Genomic DNA, 19,370 nt, shown 5'->3' with positions numbered 1-19,370 from the left:
GGCGGAGCCGGCGCTCGCGCAGCCCGGCTGCGCCGACGCGCACGAGATGCTCGTGCGCGCGATCGTCGGCCAGCAGATCAGCGTCGTGGCCGCCACGCAGCAGCTCGGGCTGCTCGCCGCGCTCGGCGACCCGCTGCCCGCCGCGCTCGCCGAGGACGGCATCGAGCGCTGCTTCCCGACCATGGCGCAGGTCGCGGAGGGCGCCGACGTGCTGCGCGGTCCGGCGGCGAAGACCGCGACCGTGCGGCGGGCCGCGGAGGCGGTCGCGACGGGCGCGATCGACGTCTCCGCCGCGGCCGACCTCGAGGCGATGCGCGCGCGCCTGCTCGAGCTCAAGGGCATCGGGCCGTGGACGGTCGGCTACCTGTCGCTGCGCCTCGGCGATCCCGACGTGCTGCTGCTCGGCGACGTCGCCGTGCGGAAGGGTGCCCGGCGCTTGGGGATCGCCGACGACGTCGCGCGGCTCGCCGCGTTCGCCGCCGAGTGCGAGGGCCACCGCTCGGCGCTCATGCTGCGGTGCTGGGCCGCCGCGGGGCAACCTTCGACCACTGCTTGAGCCCGCTTGGAGCGCCGCCTCTTGCGCACGCCGCATCGGGAGCGCATGCTGATGCGACCCTCCCCGGAGGGCGACCCTCATTCGAGGGCCGGGGCCCCACGCACGCATACTGCGCGGGGCCCCACACCGTTCCCGTCGGTTCTCTGCGACCCCGGCGCACGAAGCCCGGCCACCTCACACGTGGCCGGGTTCCTTGCGCGCCATCCGATCAGGCGCCGCTGACGCGCTCGTGGAGCGGCGGCGGTGTGTCGGCGACCGGCGGTCGCGGCCGGTGGACGAGCGTGACGAGCACGACCGACAGGATCATGAGCTGGAACCAGCTGACGATCTTCGTCGCCGACACCGGCTGCCAGCCGTCGACCTGGTCGGGGTAGGCCCAGGCGCCGCCCCACGTCGCGATGTTCTCGGCGCCCCAGATGACGAGCGCGACGAGCGCGAACGCGACGAGGATGGGCATCCGCAGGTGGGTGCGCAGCACGCGGAAGCGCATCGTGCACGCGCCCCACAGGAGCACGACCGCCGCGACGAGCACCCAGCGGAGGTCGAGCCAATAGTGGTGCAGGAAGAAGTTCGCGTAGATGCCGACCGCGACGACGATCGTCGCCCACAGCGGCGGGTAGCGCGTGAACCGCAGGTCGAACATGCGCATCGTCCGCACCATGTACGAGCCGACCGCGGCGTACATGAAGCCCGAGAAGAGCGGCACCCCGCCGATCCGCAGGATGCCCTCGGCCTCGTAGGCCCACGAGCCGACGTCGGTCTTGAAGAGCTCCATGACGGTGCCGGCGACGTGGAAGAGCGCCACGACCCACAGCTCGCGCAGCGTCTCGAGCCGCAGCGCGAGCATCGCCGCCTGGATGACGACGGCGGCGATCGTGAGCGCGTCGTTGCGAGCGAGCACGGCGTCGTCGGGCCACCACAGCCGCGCCGCGAGGATGCACGCGAGCAGCAGTGCCCCGAAGACGCACGCCCACGCCTGCTTGAGCGTGAAGACGCCGAGCTCGATCGCCACGCGGCGCCACCGCGAGCGACCGCGGCCGTCGAGCAGCCGGTGCGCGACGCGATCGATCGACTCCTCGACCGCGGTGAACTCGCGGGCAGCGGCGGAGCGCGCGGTCACGGCCGGCTCAGCGGCGGAGCGCGCGGTCACGGCCGGCTCAGCGGCGCCGCGTCGCGGTGACGACGAACTTCGCGTTGCGAGAGACCTGCCGCGTCGCTCCGATCCGGTCGAGCAGCGGCCGGTAGCCCAGGTGGCTGTTCCACACGCACCAGAGCTCGCCGCCCGGGGCGAGCGCGCGGCCCGCATCGGCGATGAGCCGCTCGGCGATGCCGGTGTGCACGACGGCACCGATGTGGAAGGGCGGGTTGAGCAGGATGAGCGGTGCGGATGCGTCGGGCACGTCGTCGAGCCCGTCGGCCTGCCGCGCGATCACCCGGTCGGCGACGCCGTTCGCCTCGGCGGTGGCGATCGTCGACGCGACGGCGGCGGCGGATGCGTCGGTCGCGAGCACGCGCACGCCGGGTCGGGCGAGCGCGAGCGCGACGCCCAGCACGCCCGTGCCGCTCGCGAGGTCGACGGCATCGAACCCGCCGGGTCCGATCGCGTCTGGCCCGACGCGCGCATCCGGCATCGCGTCGAGGTGCGCGAGCAGCGTCTGCGCGCCGATGTCGATCGAGGTGCCCGCGAAGGCGCCGCCGTGCGCGACGACCGTCAGCGGCATGCCCGCGACGTCGTGCTGGCGGTTGCGCGGCCAGCTGATGCCGGGCCGGCGCGGCCCCTCGGCGCGCAGCACGCGCGACTTGCGGCGCCCGAGCGTCGCGTGCACGCTGCGGAAGCTGCGGCCGAGCAGCGCGTTCATGCTCATCGACATGTGCTTCACGCGGCCGCCGGCCACGAGCAGCACGCCCTCGTCGGCGTGCGTCGCGACGAGCTCGGCGATCTCGTCGAGCTCGTCGAGCGAGCGGGGCAGCTGCAGCAGCACGAGCCGCGCGCCCTCGACGAGCGAGGCGTCGAGCGGGTGGTGGGTGAAGCGAGACTCGCCGAGCGCCCCGGCGTTGGCCGCGAGCGCCCGCTCCGCCACGATCGAGTCCTGGTGCACCCGCACGTGCCCGGCGCCGTCGTGCAGCGCGCCGAGCGTGAGGGCGCCGTGGCGGTCGCCGATGACGACGACGTCGGCGGGCATCCGACCGGGCTCGACCGCCTCGTCGAGGATGAGCGCGTCGCTCGCATCGTGCGCCTGCAGCGTCGGGTCCTCGACGTCGGGCCAGCGACGCAAGGAGGAGAAGAGTGCGTCGCGATCGGTCACGGGACGATCCTTCCATCCCTCGCGAGCGGCTGCGTCTGGCGGGCGTCGGTCGCCAGGTGTACGTTCGCCCGCGTGACCACGGAACAGCGTTATCGCGACCTGCCCCTCGACTCCCTCTCCTCCTCCCTCTCGGGCCGCCTCACGACGCCCGCCGACCCGGCCTACGACGCCGAGCGCTCGCCCTGGAACCTCGCCGTCGACCAGCGGCCGGCTGCGATCGCCCACCCCGAGAGCGTCGACGACGTGCGCGCGATCCTCCGCTTCGCCCGCGACACCGGCACCACCGTCGCCGTGCAGCCGAGGGGGCACGGCGCCTCGAGCGCGCTCGAGGGCGCGATCCTCACGCGCACCGCCGCGTTCGACCGGCTCGAGGTCGACACGGAGGCGCGAACCGCCGTCATCGGGGCGGGCGTCGCATGGGGCGCGGTGATCGGCGCGCTCGAGGGCACCGGGCTCGCCGTGCCGTCGGGCACGAGCAGCGTCGTGAGCCCCGCGGGATACCTGCTGGGCGGCGGCCACTCGTGGCTCAGCCGGTCTGTCGGGCTCGGCGCCCAGTCGCTCCGGGCCGCGTGGATCGTGCGGCCCGACGGCACGCAGGAGCGCGTCGACGACGCATCCGACCCCGACACCATGTGGGCGCTGCGCGGGGCGGGCGGCACGGTCGGCATCGTGACCGAGCTCGAGGTCGACCTGCTCGAGGCGCCGACGCTCTTCGGCGGCTCGCTGCAGTTCGCGGCCGACGACGGCGGGGCGGTGCTGCGCGCGGTGCGCGACGCGGCGGCGGATGCGCCGGAGGGGCTCGGGCTCTTCGTCTCGACGATGCGGATGCCCGACGCGCCGATGCTGCCGCCCGAGGTGCGCGGGCAGAGCTTCATGACCGTCGACGTGCTCGCACGTGCCGAGGCCGACCTCGCGCCGCTCGACGCGGTGCGCGCGGCGGCGACGCCGGTGCGCGAGCAGCTCGGCCCGACCAGCCAGGCGGCGATGGCGGCGATGTCGATGGAGCCGACCGACCCGACGCCCAGCCGGGGCGGCTCGATCGCGCTCGACGACCTGCCCGACGCGACGATCGACGAGCTGCTCGCGTGGCGCGCGAGGCCGGAGCAGGCGCCGCTCGTCGGCATCACGCTGCGGATGCTCGGCGGTGCGCTCGACGCCCCGGCGCGGCCGGCCTTCGCGAACCTCGCGGGCGCGTCGTGGCTCGCGATGGGGCTCGCGCCGCTCTTCCCGGGGCCGCCGCCCGAGGCCGGTGCCGCCGCCCTCGCAGGGCTCGACGCGCTGCTGCGCCCGCACGCGTCCGAGCGCATGGTGCCGACGTTCCTCGGCGAGGACGACTCGCTCGAGCGGTGCGCGACCGCCGACGACATCGCGCGGCTGCGCGCGATCCGCGACGCGGCAGACCCGGGCCGCGTGCTCCACCAGGGGCGCCTGCCCCGCTGAGCTGTCCCGCTGAGCCGTGCCGCTGATCCGCCCCGCTGGCCGGTCCCGCTGTCCGGTCAGGCGGCGGCGGCCAGCAGCTCGGCGATGCGCCGGGCCGCGTGGCCCGAGCGCTCCCAGGTCGTGCACGCGATGCTGATCGCCACGACGTCGTTGCGCTCGACGAGCTGCTGCAGCACGGCGACGACCATGTCGAGCGAGGGCCCATCCTCCACCGGGAACAGCAGTCCGGGGGCATCGCGAGCATCGACGACGTCGAGGTCGACGTGCAGCACGATGGGGCACGGCACGACGACCGGCTGCAGCGGCAGGTGGCGGATGCGCGACCCGGCGATGAACGTGGCCTCCGGCGGGTCGAGGTCGCGGCCGTCGAGCAGCACGATGTCGGCCTCGTCGATCGGCCGCAGCGCGAGCGCGTCGGGCACCGTGCGATCGGCGCCCCCGACGAGCTGGCGGATCGGCATGCCGCCGAGATAGCCGGATGCGCTCGTCTCGGGCGACTGCACGTCGCCGTGCGCGTCGAGCCAGACCACCGTGGGCTCGACGCCCGCCGCCTGCACGCCCGCGACGACGGCGAGCGCGGCGACGCAGTCGCCGGAGAGCACGACGGGCACTCTGGCGTCTCGCAGCGCTGCCGCCACCGCATCCGCCACGTCGACGGCGATGACGGCCATGCGCTCCCACGCGCCGGCCTCGGGCAGCGCCGGGTCGATCGTCGCCTCGGCCTCGAGCGGCCATGGCCCGTCGAGCCGCTCGTCGAGGTGGAAGGGCGAGAGGAGCACCGTCATGCATCGACGCTAGCGAACTGAGCCGAAGTCAGGAAGCGAGGATGTCGATCGTCTGCAGCCCTCGCCCGGACCAGGCATCGAGCAGCGCGCGATCGCCCGCGACGCCGACTGCACCCGCGGCGCGCAGTTCGAGTCCGACGGCACACTGGATGGCGTCATACCCCCGCAGCCGCTCCTCGGCCGCGAGCAGTCCTGCGTCCGCTGCGAGCGCGCGATCGATGACCCGGTGCTCGCACGCGGCGAGGAGCCGGTCGGCAACGCGCAGCGCGTCGTCCAGCACGTCGGCGGCGACGCGGCCGGCTCGGCTCGCGGCCCCGAGCGCGGCGTAGAGCTCGGTCGCTGTGACGGAGGCGACGACTCGGCGCGAGGCCGACCGCCATGCCCACCGGGCGCGCTCGGTGCCGCACTCCTCCAGCACGAGCGGCATGAGCGCCGAGGTGTCGAAGCAGGCGATCACCTTCGTTGCTCAGCGATGAGGTCAGACGCGCCGGCGGTGCCCTTGATCGGCTCGGGCAGCGGATGCGCCGGTCCGGTCGGCAGCTCGATGAGCCCCTCGGCGATGAGTCGCTCGATCACACTCGGCGACTCGACCGGCACGAGCCATGCGATGACCCTGCCGTGCTCGGTGACCTCGAGCGTCTCGCCGGCCTTCACGCGCTGCAGCTGGGCGCTGAGCCCGTCGCGCAGCGCCCGGACCCCGATGCGACGGGATGCTGTGGCGCTCGACATGGCCTGATTGTAGCCACATCTGACCGTTGACGTCCGAATACCGGGGAACGTTGGGCTGTGCTTCGCGCGGGACCGACCTACGGTGATGGCATGAGACGCACCATCGTCAGCGGCATCGCGGCCGCCGTGCTCAGCATCGCGCTCGCCGGCTGCGCGAGCGCGGGCTCGGCGCCCGACGCGCCGGCCTCGCCGAGCGCATCCGACTCCCCCACCGCGCCCGCCGCTCCCGTCAGCACCGGCGCGGACGCGCAGGCGCGGCTTGCCGGACTGCCGACGCCGAGCGCGACCGAACCCGTGCTCGCCGTCGGAACCGTGCTCGAGCAGGACGGCATCGCCGGGCTGTGCGTCGGCTTCGTGGCAGAGTCCGCGCCGCCGCAGTGCGCGGGCATGGAACTGATCGACTGGGACTGGGCGGCGTTCGAGCACCAGGAGTTGGGCGGCGTGCGCTGGACTCAAGGCGTCGCGATCGAAGGCACCTATGACGCCGCCGCACAGACGTTCACTCCGACCGGCGAGCCGATGAGCGCCGCTGCGATCCAGCTGCCTGCCGTCGAGACGCCGCAGGGCGACCTCGACGAGGCGACCATCGCGGCCGTGCAGCAGGATCTCTCGACGATCCAGGACGATAGCTCGCGCCAGGATCCGAACCTGCTCGGCAGCTGGGGCGAGCGGGGCACGGTCGTGCTCAACGTCACCTACGACGACGGCTCGGTCCAGGCCGCGCTCGATGACATCTACGGCGAGGGCGTGGTCTTCGTCGTGCCGGCGCTGCGCTGACCGCGTCACGGGCCGAGGTGGCGGGGCGCTGCGGGCGCGGCATCGCCTCTGCTCGGGGCGTGCAGGCGGAATCGCCGCTCGCTGTGCGCGATGGTCTCGACTCGCGGGCCTGCGGCCTGCGGCTCGACCGGCGGAGCGGCGCGCCTGCGGCCTGCGGCTCGACCAGCGGAGCGACTACGCGTCGACCGGCTCGCGCTCGCGGGTCGTGCGCTGCCCGACCACCGCCGAGACGCCGTCCTGCCGCATCGAGACGCCGTAGAGCGCATCCGCGATCTCCATCGTGCGCTTCTGGTGCGTGATGATGATGAGCTGGCTCGCCTCGCGCAGCTGCTCGAAGACCGTCAGGAGCCGGCCGAGGTTCGCGTCATCGAGCGCAGCCTCCACCTCGTCCATGATGTAGAAGGGGCTCGGCCGCGCCTTGAAGATCGCGACCATGAGCGCGACCGCCGCGAGCGAGCGCTCTCCGCCTGAGAGCAGCGAGATGCGGTCGATCTTCTTGCCCGCGGGCCGCACCGTGACCTCGATGCCCGTCTCCAGCAGATTCTCGGGGTCGGTGAGCGCGAGCGCGCCCGAGCCGCCCGGGAAGAGGATCGGGAACACCTCGGTGAACGCGGCCTTCGTGTCCTCGAACGCAGCCGCGAAGATCGACTCCATCGTCACGTCGAGGTCGGCGATGATCTGCTCGAGGTCCTTGCGCGTCGAGGCGAGGTCGGCGAGCTGCTCGGTGAGGAACGTGTGCCGCTGCTCGAGCGCCGCGAACTCCTCGAGCGCGAGCGGGTTGACGCGGCCGAGGCGCGCGAGCTTGCGCTCGGCGCCCTGCAGCCGCTCCTGCTCCGCCTTGCGGTCCCAGCCCTCCTCGGGCGCGTGCTCGGCGACGAGCACCGCCTCCTCGAGGCCCAGCTCGCTGCCGGCGCGCTCGAGCAGGTTCGACAGGTGCAGGCGCTGCTCGTACGCCTCCATCTCGGCGACGTGCACGTGCTCGGTGATCACCTGCAGCCGCTCGCGCAGCCCCGCCTCGTCGCGGCGCAGCCGGCCGAGCTCCTCGTTGCGGCTGCGGCGGGCGCTCTCGCGCTCCGCCAGCACGCGGCGTGCGTCGTTCACCGAGCGCTCGGCCACCGCGAGCACGGGTGGGATCGCCGCGACCACGCGCGAGGCCTGCTCACGCTGCCGCTCGCGCAGCACCGCGCGGCGCGCGGCCTCCTCGGCGCGGGCACGCTGCGCCTCGACGTCGCGCTCGAGCGCCGCCGCGCGGGCGAGCTCGGCCCGCACGCGCTCGCGCGCCGTCTCGAGCTCGATGCGCAGGTCGGTCTCGGCCGTGCGCGCCGCCTCGAGCTCGGCGAGCATCCCGTCGCGCGCCGAGGCGTCGAGCATGGGTCTCGGCTTCGCCTCGAAGCGCTCGAGCGCGAGCTTCGCCGCCTCGACGCTCTCCACTGCCTCGCGGATGCCCTGGCGCGCCTCGGTGAGCGCGGCCTCGGCGCGCTGGTGCTCGCCGGTCGCCGATTCGAGCCTCGCCCGGGCGCGGCTGCGCTGCTCGCCGCGCGCCGCGGAGGCTGCGTCGTGCGCGCGCAGCTCCTCGAGCGCCGCCTGCGCGTCGCGCTTCGCCTGCTGGTGCGCCTGGCGCGCATCCTCGAGCGCCCCAGCCGACCGCTCGATCGCCGTCGAGAGCTCATCGAGCCGCTCGGTCGCGGCGTCGCGCTCGGCGAGCAGCTCGAGCCGCGACTGCGCCTCGTCGCTGCCGCCGCGCATGAGGTACTCGCTGACGTAGTCGCCGCGCCGCGTGACGATCGTCACCGGTGCGCCGAGCTCGAGCGCCGTGATCGCGGGCCCTGCCTGCTGCGCGGCGTCGAGCGAGTCGACGATGAAGGTGAACGCGAGCACGCCGAGCACGCCGGCGGGTGCGTCGACGACCGACGGCGCGTGCACCGCGCCTTCCACGGACACCGCGCCCGCGACCTTCCGCGCGTCGGGCCGCATCGGCGCCGCATCGGCCACGACCGCCTCGATGCGGCCGAGCCCCGCCTCGTGGGCGTGCTCGATCGCGGCGGCGGCAGCGTCGCGGGAGTCGGCGAGCACGGCCTCGCCGAGCGACCCGAGCGCCGCGGCGATCGCCGCCTCGAAGCCCTTCTTCACCTTGACGCGCTCTGCGACGAGGCCGCCGAGGCCGGCGATCCCTGCGTCGAGGAGCCCGGCGGATGCGTTGGTCGTCGCGAGCGCCGCGGTGAGGGCGGAGGTGCGGGCCGCGAGCGCATCGCGCTCCCGCTCGACCGCGTGGAGCGCGTCGCGGCGCTCGTCGAGGTCGGCCGACAGCGTCGCCTGTCGGTCGTCGGCGTCGCGGTAGCGCTGCGCGAGCGACTCCGCGTCGCCCTCGGTCTGCTCGTCGCCGAGCTCGGCGGCGGCGCGCTGCGCCTCGGCGAGCCGCTGCTCGGCGTTCGCGAGCGCCGTCTCGCGCCGTGTGACCTCGGCCTCGCGAGCGGCGAGCGTCGACTGCGCGACCTCGACCTTCGAGCGGTGCGCGGCCGCCTCGAGGTCGTGCCGCGAGACGAGCGCCGCCTGCGCGGCGATCTCCTCGTCGAGCGAGTCGAGGCCGGCGCGAGCCAGCGCGGTCGCCGAGGCGGCCCTGCCGAGTCGGCCCTCCGCATCCGCGACCCGGGCGCCGAGCGACGCGGCCTCGTCGCGCGCGGCCTGCACCATGTCGGGCGTGATGAGCGGGGCGGCGTCGCCGACCTCGGGCGCCTCCTCGAGCAGCGCGAGCCGCTGGCCGGCGAGCGCGTGCAGCGACTGCAGGCGCGAGAGCTCGCGCTCGAGCGCGTGGGCGACCGTGCGGGCGCGGTCGATGTCGTCGCCGATCATCGACTCCTCGATGCGGCCCGCGCGCAGCTTCGCCTGCTCGAGCTGCTCCTGCAGCACGATGCGCTCCGACTTGCGCTCCGACTCGGAGCGGGCGGACGCATCCAGCTGCTGCCGCAGGCCGATCACCTCTGCGGCCATGAGCCGCGCGCGGGCGTCGCGCACGGTCGCCTGGATGGTCGCGGCCTCCTTGGCGATCTCGGCCTGCTGGCCGAGCGGCTTGAGCTGCCGGCGGATCTCGCCCGTGAGGTCCTGCAGGCGCGTGAGGTTGGCCTGCATGGCGTCGAGCTTGCGGAGCGTCTTCTCCTTGCGGCGGCGGTGCTTGAGGATGCCCGCGGCCTCCTCGATGTAGCCGCGGCGGTCGGCGGGCGTCGCCTGGAGCACGTTGTCGAGCTGCCCCTGACCCACGATCACGTGCATCTCGCGGCCGAGCCCCGAGTCGCTCAGCAGCTCCTGCACGTCGAGCAGCCGGCACGACTCGCCGTTGATCGCGTACTCCGAGCCGCCGTTGCGGAAGAGCGTGCGCGAGATCTGCACCTCGGCGTACTCGATCGGCAGCGCGCCGTCGGCGTTGTCGATCGTGAGCTCGACGTGCGCGCGGCCGAGCGGACCGGTCGTCGCCGTGCCGGCGAAGATGACGTCCTCCATCTTGCCGCCGCGGAGCGTCTTCGCGCCCTGCTCGCCCATCACCCACGCGAGCGCGTCGACGACGTTCGACTTGCCGGAGCCGTTGGGACCGACCACGCACGTGACGCCCGGCTCGAACTGGAACGTCGTCGCGCGCGCGAACGACTTGAAGCCCTTGACGGTGAGTGACTTGAGGTGCATGCGGCTCCCGGTTGGTGCTGGAGCCACCGTAGCCGCGCGATCGCGCGTTGTGCGTGCGGCGCGCGCGGCGCTAGTCTGCAAGGCTGCCCGCCGGTACGGTGCCGGGGCGAGCGGCAGAGTCCCATGCAGATCGACATCCGCCCCATGCCGCTTCCCGAGCGCCCCGACGAGCTCGGCCCCGTCGGCGACGAGTTCCGCGCCGCGTTCGCCTTCAACGAGCGCGGCAACGCCGAGCGCTACGGCGAAGGGCTCTACGTGAACACGCCCGTCGAGTTCCTCGCCTCCCTGCAGTCGAACGCCGACTACCGGCTCGACCGCCTCCACGCCTGGCAGGGCGACCGCATCGTGGGCGTCATGACCCTCTACTCGAACCTGCTCGACTCGACCGACGTCGTCGAGGCGCAGCCGGAGCTCTCGAGCGACCTGAGCCTGGCCGCGCAGCGGGAGCTCGCCGAGCTGCTCGTCGCTCGCGCGCACGACGAGGCCGCGCGAGCGGGCCGCTCCACCGTGATCATGTCGACCGTGGGCGCCGCGACCGGGCCCGTGACCGCCCGCAGCGGCTTCGGCGCCGCCGACCCGGCGCATCCGGAGGCCGCTCCCCTCGTCGCTCGCGGCTACGAGCTCGAGCAGGTGTACCGCGTGAGCGTCGCCGCGCTCGCCGACCTGCCCGACCTCGACGATCGGCTGACCGCCGCCGAGACGCGCTCCCCCGGCTACGAGATGGTGCGCTGGGTCGGCGACACCCCGTCGGAGCTGCGCGCCGCGATGTGCACGATGTACGAGCGGATGTCGACGGATGCGCCGGTCGCGGGCCTCGCGTGGGAGCCGGAGGCGTGGGACGAGGCGCGGCTCGCGGAGTTCGAGCGCACCGTGCAGGAGGGCGGCCGCACCCTGCTCACGGTCGCCGCGCGCGAGATCGCCACGGGCGAGCTCGGCGGCTTCTCGACGCTCATCCTGCCGCTCACCGGCTCGACCGCGCGCCAGCACGACACGCTCGTGACGAAGCCCCACCGCGGGCACGGGCTCGGCATGCGCCTCAAGCTCGACAACCTCGTGCGACTGCGGGCGGTGCGGCCGGAGCTCGTGCGGATCGTGACCTGGAATGCCGAGGAGAATCGGCCCATGCTGTCGGTGAACGAGGCGTCGGGCTTCCTGCCGGTCGCCTACGAGGCGCAGTGGCAGTGGAAGGAGTCGCGATGAGCATCGAGATCGTCGACGTGCCGGTACCGGACGCCTGGGACGACGACAGCGAGGGTGCACGGCTGCTGCGGACGCTCGTCGACGTGCGGAACGCCGTCGTCGCCGACTCGTGGGGCGGCGACGAGAGCCACGCCTTCTCCTATCGGGAGGCATGGGCGCAGTGGCGCGGCCAGGTCGGCGAGACCGACGACCTGCGCACGATCGCGCTGCTCGACGGCGTGCCGGCCGGCCGCGGCTACGGGTCGCGCGGGCTGCTCGAGGCGACGACGATCGCCGAGATCGACGTGATGGTGCTGCCCGCCGCTCGCGTCCGCGGCGTCGGCGCGGCCCTCGCCGACGACCTCATCGAGCGGATGCGCGAGCGCGGCGCGACGACGTTCCAGGCCTGGGTGGGCCATCGCTCCGGCCCCGGCCCGACGATCGCCCCACCGACGGGCTTCGGCGCCGTGCCCGCGGGCTCGTCCGAGGTGCGGCTGCTCGAGCGGCTCGGCTTCGGCCTCGAGCAGGTCGAGCGGATGAGCGAGCTGCGCCTCGACGCCGCCCGGGCCGCGCTCGACGCCCACCTCGACGACGCCCGGTCGCACGCGCTCCCCCGCTACCGGGTCGAGACGTGGGAGGGCCGCACGCCCACCGCTCGCGTCGCGTCGCTCGCGGCTCTGCACGCGCGCATGTCGGTCGACGCGCCCTCCGCCGACCTCGCGCACGAGCCCGAGGCGTGGGACGCGGAGCGCCTGCACCGCTACGAGTCGAGCCAGCTCGACGGCGGCCGCACGGTGCTGCGCGCGATCGCGATCGACGCATCCACCGACGCCGTCGTCGCCTTCACGACGCTCGTCGGGGCCGGCGGCGGCGCGCCCTGGTACCAGCACGACACGCTCGTGCACGGCGAGCACCGGGGCCACCGGCTCGGCATGCTCGTGAAGGCCGCGAACCTGCTCGCCCTCGCCGACCGCGAGCGGACGGCGATCGTGCGCACGTGGAACGCCGAGGAGAACCGACCGATGCTGCGCGTGAACGAGGCGCTCGGCTTCGCGCCCATCCGCAGCGAGGGCGTCTGGCAGCGGAAGGAGGCGACCCCATGAGCGACGGGCACACCGGCGGCCTCGAGCACCTCGAGATCGAGGCTCCCGCCGACGCCTTCGACGAGCCGGCGCTCTCGCGCATCGCGCGCTACGTCGCGACGGCGAACCGCGTGACGCAGGCGTTCTGGGGCGACGACTCGCACGACACGACGGTCGACGAGATCGTCGCGAGCCTGCGGCATCCCGACGACGAGATCGTGCGACGGTTCCTCGCCGTCGAGGACGGGCGCGACGTGGGACGGTCGATCGCGGCCATCAACCGCGAGGAGGGCGCATCCGTCGCCTACCTCTCGGCCTGGGTCGTGCCCGAGGAGCGCGGCCGCGGGCTGGGCCGGGCGATCGCCGAGCACATCGAGCGCATCGCGATCGAGCTCGGCGCCACCTCGCTGCAGGCGTGGATCGACCACCGCGCGCCCGTCGAGGGCGATGCGGCGATCGCGCCGGCGAGTGGCCACGGGGCGGTCGCCGCCGATGCGGCCGCGCGGCTCGCGGTGTCGATGGGCTACGCGCTCGAGCAGGTCGACCGCATCTCGGTGCTCGACGTCGCCGCGGTGCGGGCGACGCTCGAGCGAGACCGGGCGGATGCGCTGCAGCACGCAGGCGACGCGTACGACGTGCGCTCGTGGCCGGGCCGCACGCCGCCGGAGTTCGCCGACGGAATGGCGGCGCTCCACGCGCGCATGGTCACCGATGCGCCGAGCGCGGGGCTCGACGTCGACGACGAGTCGTGGGATGCCGCGCGGCTCGCGCGCATGGAGGAGGAGCTCGAGGAGGCCGGGCAGTCGATCCTGCAGGCGATCGCCGTGCACCGCGAGAGCGGTGGGGTCGTCGCGTTCACGGTGCTCGTGCTGCCGGCACCCGGGCGGCCCGCGTTCCAGGAGGACACGCTCGTGCACGCCGACCACCGCGGACACCGCCTGGGCATGCTCGTGAAGACCGAGAACCTGCTGCAGCTCGGCCGACTGCACCCCGACCGCGCGCGCGTCATCACGTGGAACGCCGAGGAGAACCGCCCGATGCTCGCGGTCAACGAGGCGCTCGGATTCGTGCCCATCGGTGCCGAGGGCGGCTGGCAGAAGCGACTCGGTCGAGCGGAAGCCACAGCAACCGCTGACACGATGGAGGCATGACCGACGCCCCCGCGCACGCTGCCCGCACTCCGACCACCGCGTCCCTCGACGGCCTCGCCGCCGAGCTGCGCTGGGCCGTCGACCGCGGGCTGACGCGCTCGCGCGCCTACCGCGAGCAGCAGCTCGACGGGCTCGTGCAGATGCTGCTGCAGCACGCGTCGCGGTGGGAGGCGGCGCTGAAGGCCGACCTCGGCAAGAGCGACATCGAGGCGCACCTGACCGAGATCGGCTTCGTCGTCGCCGAGGCCCGTGCAGCTCGCAAGAGCCTGCGCCGCTGGATGGCGCCCACGCGCGTCGCGGCGCCGCTCGCCCTGCAGCCCGCGACGGCGCGCACGATCGCCGAGCCGCTCGGCGCGACGCTCATCATCGCGCCCTGGAACTACCCGCTGCACCTCGCCCTCGCGCCGCTCGTCGGCGCGATCGCGGCTGGCAACGCGGCGGTCGTGAAGCCGAGCGAGGTCGCGCCCGCGACCTCGCGGCTGCTCGCCGAGCTCGCGCCCCGCCACCTCGACCAGCGATCGGTGCGGATCGTCGAGGGCGGCGTCGACGAGACGACGGCGCTGCTCGAACAGCGGTGGGACCTCATCTTCTACACCGGCAACGGCCGCATCGCGCGCGTCGTCGCAGCGGCCGCCGCGAAGCACCTGACGCCCACGGTGCTCGAGCTCGGCGGCAAGAGCCCCGTCTACGTGCACCGCTCCGCCGACATCCCGGCAGCCGCTCGCCGCATCGCATGGGGCAAGTGGATCAACGCCGGCCAGACGTGCGTCGCCCCCGACCACATCCGCGTCGACCGCGAGGTGGCGGTCGAGCTCGTCGAGCAGCTGCGGCTCGCGACGTCCGAGCAGCTCGGCGACGCTCGCACCTCGCCCGACTTCGCACGCATCGTCACCGAGCGGCACGTCGAGCGCCTGCGGGGCCTGCTCGACGGCGGCACGGTCGTCACCGGCGGCGAGGTGGATGCGGATGCGCGCTACGTCGCCCCGACCATCCTCACCGACGTCGACGAGTCGGCGGCGGTGATGCAGGAGGAGATCTTCGGGCCGATCCTGCCCGTGCTCCCCGTCGACGGCGTCGACGGCTTCGTCGAGGCGATGCGCGGCCGCGACAAGCCGCTCGCGCTCTACGTCTTCGCGCGCGACCGGGATGCGGTGCGACGCATCGAGCGGGAGACGTCGTCGGGCTCGCTCGGCATCAACGTCGCGGTCGCGCAGGTCGGCGCCGCGGGCCTGCCGTTCGGCGGCGTCGGCGAGAGCGGCTCGGGCGCGTACCACGGGCGGCACTCGTTCGAGGCGTTCAGCCACCGCAAGGCGGTGCTGTCGAAGTCGACGGCGATCGACACGCTGCGCATCATCTACCCGCCGTTCACCGAGCTGCGCGGCCGCATCGCGAAGCGCATCCTCGGCTGACGCCCGCTGATCGAGCCGCAGCCGGCGGAGCCGGCCGCGAGTCCCCGCTGATCGGGCCGCAGCCGGCGGAGCCGGCCGCGAGTCCCCGCTGATCGAGCCGCAGCCGGCGGAGCCGGCCGCGAGTCCCCGCTGATCGAGCCGCAGCCGGCGGAGCCGGCCGCGAGTCGAGATCACCGCTTCGGCGCGACGTGCTTTCCCGCCCACCGCACGAGCGGCTGCAGGTCCTCGACCGTGTCGAAGACCGTGTCGAGCAGCGCCGGCCCGCCGGCATCCGCCGGCTCGACGTGCCGCCTCGCGGTGAGCCACTTGTAGCGCAGCAGCTCGATGCGCGGATGCTGCGGGTCGACACCGCGCGGCGCCGTCTTCACGGCTTCGCCGCCCGGTTCGTAGCCCGCATCCCGCAGGTCGGCGACGATGCCCTCGAGCGCGGTCCCGGGCGCTGCCGCCTCGACGGCCGCGCGGTACGCCTTCGTGAACGTCGCGTCGCCGAAGAAGCCTCCGCCGAGCGAGACGCCGGTCGCGTCGAGGTTCACGAACCAGCCGATGCCCGGCGCGCGCTGCGCGAACAGCCCCTGCCGCGTCTTGTACGGCGTCTTGTCGTGGGCGAACCGCACGTCGCGGTAGGGCCGGTAGATCTTCACCGTGCTCGCGATCGGCTCGAGCTCCTCGGCGAGCGCCTCGAACGGCGCCTTCACGAACGTGTCGTAGCGATGCTTGTTGGCGAGCCACCAGGGCTTCTCGTTGTTGGGCTCGAGCTCGCGGTAGAACGCGAACGCCTCGTCACCGAATCCGTCGAATGCCATCCCTCGAGCCTACGACGACCGGCTCAGCGGTTGCCTGCGACCGCGATGCCCCGCGGCCGCCGCTGGCACCGCGGGCAGCGCGTCGACGAGCGGTTCGCCCATGCCTCGCGCACCATGATCGAGCCGCAGCGCGGGCACGGCTGCCCGCCCCGGCCGTACGCGTTCAGCGAGTGCGCGAAGTACCCGGCCTGGCCGTTCACGTTGACGTACTGCGCATCGAACGACGTGCCGCCCTCGGCGAGCGCGAGGTCGAGCACGTCGCGCACATCGGCGAGCAGCGCGAGCGCCCTCGACTGCGTGAGCCGCTCGCCCGGCGTCGCGTAGTGCAGCCGGCTGCGCCAGAGCGCCTCGTCGGCGTAGATGTTGCCGATGCCCGACACGAGCGTCTGGTCGAGCAGCGCCGCCTTCACGCCCTGGCGGCGCATGCGCAGGCGCCTCGCGACAGCGGATGCGTCGAAGGCGGGGTCGATCGGATCGAGCGCGATGTGCGCGGCGAGGTCGGGCACCCCGTCGGCGGTCGGTCGCACGGCGAGGCCGCCGAAGATCCGCTGATCGGCGAAGCGCACCTCGATCTGCCCGTGCTGCGGCTGGTCGAGCAGCAGTCGCACGCGCGTGTGCCGATCGGCGGCCGCGCCCGGCTCGCGCACGAGCAACTGGCCCGACATCCCCAGGTGCGCGAGCAGCGCATCCGTCGACACGGCACCCGTCGAGACCTCCGAAGTCAGCGGCTCGAGCGGCAGCCACAGGAACTTGCCGCGCCGGGCCGGCACGCCGAACGTGCGGCCGACGAGCGCGGCCTCGAAGCCCACGGGACCACCCGCGTGCCGGGCGACGGAGCGGGCGTCGAGCACCTCGACGCCGTCGATCCGCGCACCGGTGACCGCGGGCGCGAGGCCGGCGCGGACGACCTCGACCTCCGGCAGCTCCGGCACGTCAGGCCTGGAGGCTGTCGGCGGCGGTGAGCCTGCCGTGCGCGGCGAGCGCCGCGGCCATCTCAGCGACCTTCTTGCTCGTGCCCGAGCCCGCGGCGACCGCCTCGTCGTCGATCAGCACGGTCGCGCTGAAGGTGCGGGCATGGTCGGGACCGGTCGCGACCACCTCGTAGACGGGCGCGCCACGGCCCTGCGCGGCCGCGACCTCCTGCAGCGCGGTCTTCGGGTCGAGCGCGGCGCCGGTGCGGCCGGGGTCGTCGAGCAGCGGGCCGACGAGGCGGAGCACGAGGTCGGCGGATGCGCTGCGCCCGGCACTCAGGAAGGCGGCACCGAAGATGGCCTCCATCGTGTCGGCGAGGATCGACGCCTTGTCGGCACCGCCCGATGCCGCTTCGCCCTTGCCGAGCCGGATGTGCTGCCCGAGCCCGATCGAGCGGGCGACCTCGGCGAGCGCGACCGACGAGACGACGCCGGCACGGCGCTTCGCGAGCTCACCCTCGGTCGCGTCGGGGAAGCGTCGATAGAGCTCGATCGTGATCGCCTGGCCGAGCACGGAGTCGCCGAGGAACTCGAGGCGCTCGTTGTGCGGCGCGCCACCGTGCTCGTACGCCCACGACCGATGGGTGAGCGCCAACGACAGCAGCTCGGGGTCGATCTCGACCCCGAGCTGCTCGAGCAGTCGGTGCTCCGTCAACGGACGAAGATCAGACGTCAGCGACCTTGCGGCCCTTGTACTCCATGTACAGCGGCGTGCCGGCCGAGTCCTCGACGACCTTCGCGCGGTGCGGAAGGCTGTAGACGGTCTTGCCGCCCTCGATCGTCTTGACGAGCTTGGGCGCTTCGGCCTTCCACTGCGAACGGCGCGCACGGGTGTTGGACCGCGACATCTTCCTCTTGGGAACAGCCATTGCTCACTCCTTCTTCGACGCCGGGGCGTCATCTTCCGACGTGTCGTCGGTCACATCTCGGGCAAAACTTTGGAGCGCTGCCCACCGGGGATCGATGGTCTCCGTCGGGACGTATTCGGTGCCAGGCTCGAGCCGCTCCCCTGTCTCCGGATCCAGTCCAGAGCAGTCCGGCCTGTCGACCGGTTGGAACGGCAGCGCCAGCACGATCGCGTCCCTGACCACCGGAAGCAGGTCGACGGTTTCGTCGACCACCAGGTAGTCGGTTTCCGACGCACCAGCATACGCGAAGAGCTCGAGGAAGTCGACTTCGACGTCGAGGTCGAACTCGACGAGGCAGCGCGAGCACGTCGCGAGTGCGGTGACGAAGGCCTCGCCGGTCGCGAGGATGCCCTCGTGGACGCTCTCGAGTCGCACGTCGAGGTCGACGGGCTGCTCGGGCAGCACGGTCGCGAGTCCCTCGCCGACCTTCATGCCGAAGGGGGCGGTCAGCTCGGCGTCGCGCATCCGGCCCGGCTTCCGCACGATGTCGCGCACGGAGATCGTGAACGGGTGAGGGGTGGCCATGCCTCCAGTCTACGGGCCCGCACGCTGCGCCCCGACGCCGCCCCGCCTCGCTGGTCGAGCCGCGACTCCCCGCTGCCGGTCGAGCCGCTCCGCGCGCGCAGCGCGCTGAGCGATTCGAGACCACCCCGCCTCGCTGGTCGAGCCGCGCAGCGCGCTGAGCGAGTCGAGACCACCCCGCCTCGCTGGTCGAGCCGCTCCGCGCGCGCAGCGCGCTGAGCGAGTCGAGACCACGCCGGCCGGGAGCGGGCGTCGCTCAGGCCAGCGACAGCACGAACGACAGCACGAACCCCGCAGCGGTGCTCATCGCCACGGCCGGCCCACCGTGCTCGTACGCCTCCGGCATCAGCGTGTCGGCGAGCGATGCGATGACCGCGCCGGCGGCGAAGGCGAGCGGCAGCGAGATGGTCGCCTCGTCGACCACGGCGAGCGGTCCGGCGCCCACCACCACGGCCCCGACGAGCAGCACCGCGCAGATCGACCAGAGTCCCAGGATCTTGCGCCGCGACATCCCCTGCGTCCGCATCGACGACGCACCCACGAGCGCTTCGGGGAGGTTCGACACGAAGATCGCGGCGAGCAGGGCGAGGCCGCCCGTGCCCTCGCCGAGCGAGACCCCCATTGCCACGTTCTCCGGCACCCCGTCGAGCGTCACCGCCGCGAGCAGCGCCAGCCCCGCCGCGCCGCGGGTGGTCGCCTTCGTCGCGCTGCGGTCGGAGGCGGCCGCATCGGTGTCGAGCTTCGCGCTCCCCTGATGCTCGTCCGCCGGAGTGCCCTTGCCCGGCTGCGCCGCCCGGTTGAGCAGGGCGCTCAGCACCGTGAAGACCAGCGCGCCGGCGAAGAGGCCGATCGCCGCGCGCCAGATGCCGCCCTTCTCGAAGGCGTCCTCGAAGAGCTCGAAGGCGAGCGCCGTGATGAGCGCACCGGCCGCGAACGACAGCAGCACGGCGAGGAGCCGCTTCGGCAGGTCGAAGCGGATGCCGATCAGCGCGCCGATGATGAGCGCGCTCGAGGCCACGACGCCGAAGATCAGGGACTGCCCCATGCGCAGAGCGTACGTCCGCACGCGTCCCCCTG

19 protein-coding genes are annotated in these 19,370 nt (G+C 73.8%); 7 read left to right on the top strand and 12 right to left on the bottom strand.

Annotated elements, in window-relative coordinates; all coding sequences use genetic code 11:
- A partial coding sequence (locus ABD106_RS00885) for a DNA-3-methyladenine glycosylase family protein (RefSeq protein WP_425545695.1) occupies window positions 1-556 on the top strand: 556 nt, incomplete at its 5' end.
- Between the two features lie 208 nt (window positions 557-764).
- Here ABD106_RS00885 and ABD106_RS00880 read toward each other — a convergent pair.
- Both ABD106_RS00880 and ABD106_RS00875 read right to left on the bottom strand, forming a co-directional pair.
- The gene (locus ABD106_RS00880; protein ID WP_343916393.1) at window positions 765-1,706 is read right to left on the bottom strand and encodes a DUF817 domain-containing protein; all 942 of its coding nucleotides are present in this window, start codon (window positions 1,704-1,706) and stop codon (window positions 765-767) included.
- A 7-nt stretch (window positions 1,707-1,713) separates the two neighbouring features.
- Window positions 1,714-2,862 (bottom strand): class I SAM-dependent methyltransferase, encoded by a 1,149-nt coding sequence (locus tag ABD106_RS00875; RefSeq protein ID WP_343916391.1) that lies wholly within the window; start codon window positions 2,860-2,862, stop codon window positions 1,714-1,716.
- Window positions 2,863-2,934: 72 nt separating this feature from the next.
- Here ABD106_RS00875 and ABD106_RS00870 point away from each other — a divergent pair, with 72 nt between their 5' ends.
- Entirely contained in the window at window positions 2,935-4,302 is a 1,368-nt protein-coding gene (locus tag ABD106_RS00870; protein WP_343916389.1) for an FAD-binding oxidoreductase, read from the top strand.
- A 56-nt stretch (window positions 4,303-4,358) separates the two neighbouring features.
- On the opposite strand, the gene ABD106_RS00865 is transcribed toward ABD106_RS00870, so the two are convergent.
- From ABD106_RS00865 to ABD106_RS00855, 3 genes are read right to left on the bottom strand one after another with little or no spacing between them, the layout of a single operon-like run.
- Window positions 4,359-5,087: an arginase family protein gene (locus ABD106_RS00865; RefSeq protein ID WP_343916387.1), complete on the bottom strand. Its 729-nt coding sequence runs from the start codon at window positions 5,085-5,087 to the stop codon at window positions 4,359-4,361.
- A 28-nt stretch (window positions 5,088-5,115) separates the two neighbouring features.
- Complete coding sequence (locus ABD106_RS00860) at window positions 5,116-5,544, bottom strand: type II toxin-antitoxin system VapC family toxin (RefSeq protein WP_343916385.1); 429 nt, start codon at window positions 5,542-5,544, stop codon at window positions 5,116-5,118.
- Window positions 5,541-5,816 (bottom strand): type II toxin-antitoxin system Phd/YefM family antitoxin, encoded by a 276-nt coding sequence (locus tag ABD106_RS00855; protein WP_343916383.1) that lies wholly within the window; start codon window positions 5,814-5,816, stop codon window positions 5,541-5,543. The genes ABD106_RS00860 and ABD106_RS00855 overlap by 4 nt, the downstream gene beginning before the upstream one ends.
- Before the next feature lie 90 nt (window positions 5,817-5,906).
- Here ABD106_RS00855 and ABD106_RS00850 point away from each other — a divergent pair, with 90 nt between their 5' ends.
- Window positions 5,907-6,593 (top strand): hypothetical protein, encoded by a 687-nt coding sequence (locus tag ABD106_RS00850; RefSeq protein ID WP_343916381.1) that lies wholly within the window; start codon window positions 5,907-5,909, stop codon window positions 6,591-6,593.
- A 174-nt stretch (window positions 6,594-6,767) separates the two neighbouring features.
- Here ABD106_RS00850 and smc read toward each other — a convergent pair whose 3' ends face one another.
- Window positions 6,768-10,268: a chromosome segregation protein SMC gene (smc, locus tag ABD106_RS00845; protein WP_343916379.1), complete on the bottom strand. Its 3,501-nt coding sequence runs from the start codon at window positions 10,266-10,268 to the stop codon at window positions 6,768-6,770.
- Window positions 10,269-10,391: 123 nt separating this feature from the next.
- On the opposite strand from smc, the gene ABD106_RS00840 reads away from it, so the two are divergent.
- Genes ABD106_RS00840 through ABD106_RS00825 form a run of 4 tightly spaced genes read left to right on the top strand, consistent with a single transcriptional unit; the run spans window position 10,392 to window position 15,089 of the window.
- Window positions 10,392-11,468: a GNAT family N-acetyltransferase gene (locus ABD106_RS00840; protein ID WP_343916377.1), complete on the top strand. Its 1,077-nt coding sequence runs from the start codon at window positions 10,392-10,394 to the stop codon at window positions 11,466-11,468.
- Complete coding sequence (locus tag ABD106_RS00835) at window positions 11,465-12,550, top strand: GNAT family N-acetyltransferase (protein ID WP_343916375.1); 1,086 nt, start codon at window positions 11,465-11,467, stop codon at window positions 12,548-12,550. The genes ABD106_RS00840 and ABD106_RS00835 overlap by 4 nt, the downstream gene beginning before the upstream one ends.
- Complete coding sequence (locus ABD106_RS00830) at window positions 12,547-13,680, top strand: GNAT family N-acetyltransferase (protein ID WP_343916373.1); 1,134 nt, start codon at window positions 12,547-12,549, stop codon at window positions 13,678-13,680. The genes ABD106_RS00835 and ABD106_RS00830 overlap by 4 nt, the downstream gene beginning before the upstream one ends.
- A complete protein-coding gene (locus ABD106_RS00825) occupies window positions 13,677-15,089 on the top strand; it encodes an aldehyde dehydrogenase family protein (protein WP_343916371.1) in 1,413 nt (470 codons plus the stop codon). Before ABD106_RS00830 ends, ABD106_RS00825 begins: the two co-directional genes overlap by 4 nt.
- A gap of 170 nt (window positions 15,090-15,259) precedes the next feature.
- On the opposite strand, the gene ABD106_RS00820 is transcribed toward ABD106_RS00825, so the two are convergent.
- The 6 genes from ABD106_RS00820 to ABD106_RS00795 all read right to left on the bottom strand — a co-directional run bounded on the left by ABD106_RS00820 (window position 15,260) and on the right by ABD106_RS00795 (window position 19,338).
- Window positions 15,260-15,892 (bottom strand): DUF2461 domain-containing protein, encoded by a 633-nt coding sequence (locus ABD106_RS00820; protein ID WP_343916369.1) that lies wholly within the window; start codon window positions 15,890-15,892, stop codon window positions 15,260-15,262.
- Between the two features lie 23 nt (window positions 15,893-15,915).
- A complete protein-coding gene (mutM, locus tag ABD106_RS00815; protein WP_343916367.1) occupies window positions 15,916-16,824 on the bottom strand; it encodes a bifunctional DNA-formamidopyrimidine glycosylase/DNA-(apurinic or apyrimidinic site) lyase in 909 nt (302 codons plus the stop codon).
- Between the two features lies 1 nt (window position 16,825).
- A complete protein-coding gene (gene rnc, locus ABD106_RS00810; protein WP_343916365.1) occupies window positions 16,826-17,518 on the bottom strand; it encodes a ribonuclease III in 693 nt (230 codons plus the stop codon).
- A 10-nt stretch (window positions 17,519-17,528) separates the two neighbouring features.
- Window positions 17,529-17,732, bottom strand: a complete 204-nt coding sequence (gene rpmF, locus ABD106_RS00805; protein ID WP_092918636.1) for a 50S ribosomal protein L32 — start codon at window positions 17,730-17,732, stop codon at window positions 17,529-17,531.
- 3 nt (window positions 17,733-17,735) lie between these two features.
- Window positions 17,736-18,266: a YceD family protein gene (locus ABD106_RS00800; RefSeq protein ID WP_343916362.1), complete on the bottom strand. Its 531-nt coding sequence runs from the start codon at window positions 18,264-18,266 to the stop codon at window positions 17,736-17,738.
- Between the two features lie 283 nt (window positions 18,267-18,549).
- A complete protein-coding gene (locus ABD106_RS00795) occupies window positions 18,550-19,338 on the bottom strand; it encodes a ZIP family metal transporter (protein WP_343916360.1) in 789 nt (262 codons plus the stop codon).
- Window positions 19,339-19,370: the final 32 nt, after the last annotated feature.

This window comes from Agrococcus citreus (assembly GCF_039527715.1).
Classification (GTDB): Bacteria; Actinomycetota; Actinomycetes; order Actinomycetales; family Microbacteriaceae; genus Agrococcus; species Agrococcus citreus.
The sequence above is the reverse complement of the archived record's forward strand: the minus strand, read 5'-3'. Positions and strand labels throughout refer to the sequence as shown.

Bases quoted from the DNA above. Each gene is read 5' to 3' on its own strand.
- ABD106_RS00850 (WP_343916381.1), top strand. From the start codon at position 5,907: ATGAGACGCACCATCGTCAGCGGCATCGCGGCCGCCGTGCTCAGCATC.
- ABD106_RS00825 (WP_343916371.1), top strand. From the start codon at position 13,677: ATGACCGACGCCCCCGCGCACGCTGCCCGCACTCCGACCACCGCGTCC.
- ABD106_RS00865 (WP_343916387.1), bottom strand. From the start codon at position 5,087: ATGACGGTGCTCCTCTCGCCCTTCCACCTCGACGAGCGGCTCGACGGG.
- ABD106_RS00855 (WP_343916383.1), bottom strand. From the start codon at position 5,816: ATGTCGAGCGCCACAGCATCCCGTCGCATCGGGGTCCGGGCGCTGCGC.
- ABD106_RS00820 (WP_343916369.1), bottom strand. From the start codon at position 15,892: ATGGCATTCGACGGATTCGGTGACGAGGCGTTCGCGTTCTACCGCGAG.
- ABD106_RS00840 (WP_343916377.1), top strand. From the start codon at position 10,392: ATGCAGATCGACATCCGCCCCATGCCGCTTCCCGAGCGCCCCGACGAG.
- smc (WP_343916379.1), bottom strand. From the start codon at position 10,268: ATGCACCTCAAGTCACTCACCGTCAAGGGCTTCAAGTCGTTCGCGCGC.
- rpmF (WP_092918636.1), bottom strand. From the start codon at position 17,732: ATGGCTGTTCCCAAGAGGAAGATGTCGCGGTCCAACACCCGTGCGCGC.
- ABD106_RS00830 (WP_343916373.1), top strand. From the start codon at position 12,547: ATGAGCGACGGGCACACCGGCGGCCTCGAGCACCTCGAGATCGAGGCT.
- ABD106_RS00835 (WP_343916375.1), top strand. From the start codon at position 11,465: ATGAGCATCGAGATCGTCGACGTGCCGGTACCGGACGCCTGGGACGAC.
- ABD106_RS00795 (WP_343916360.1), bottom strand. From the start codon at position 19,338: ATGGGGCAGTCCCTGATCTTCGGCGTCGTGGCCTCGAGCGCGCTCATC.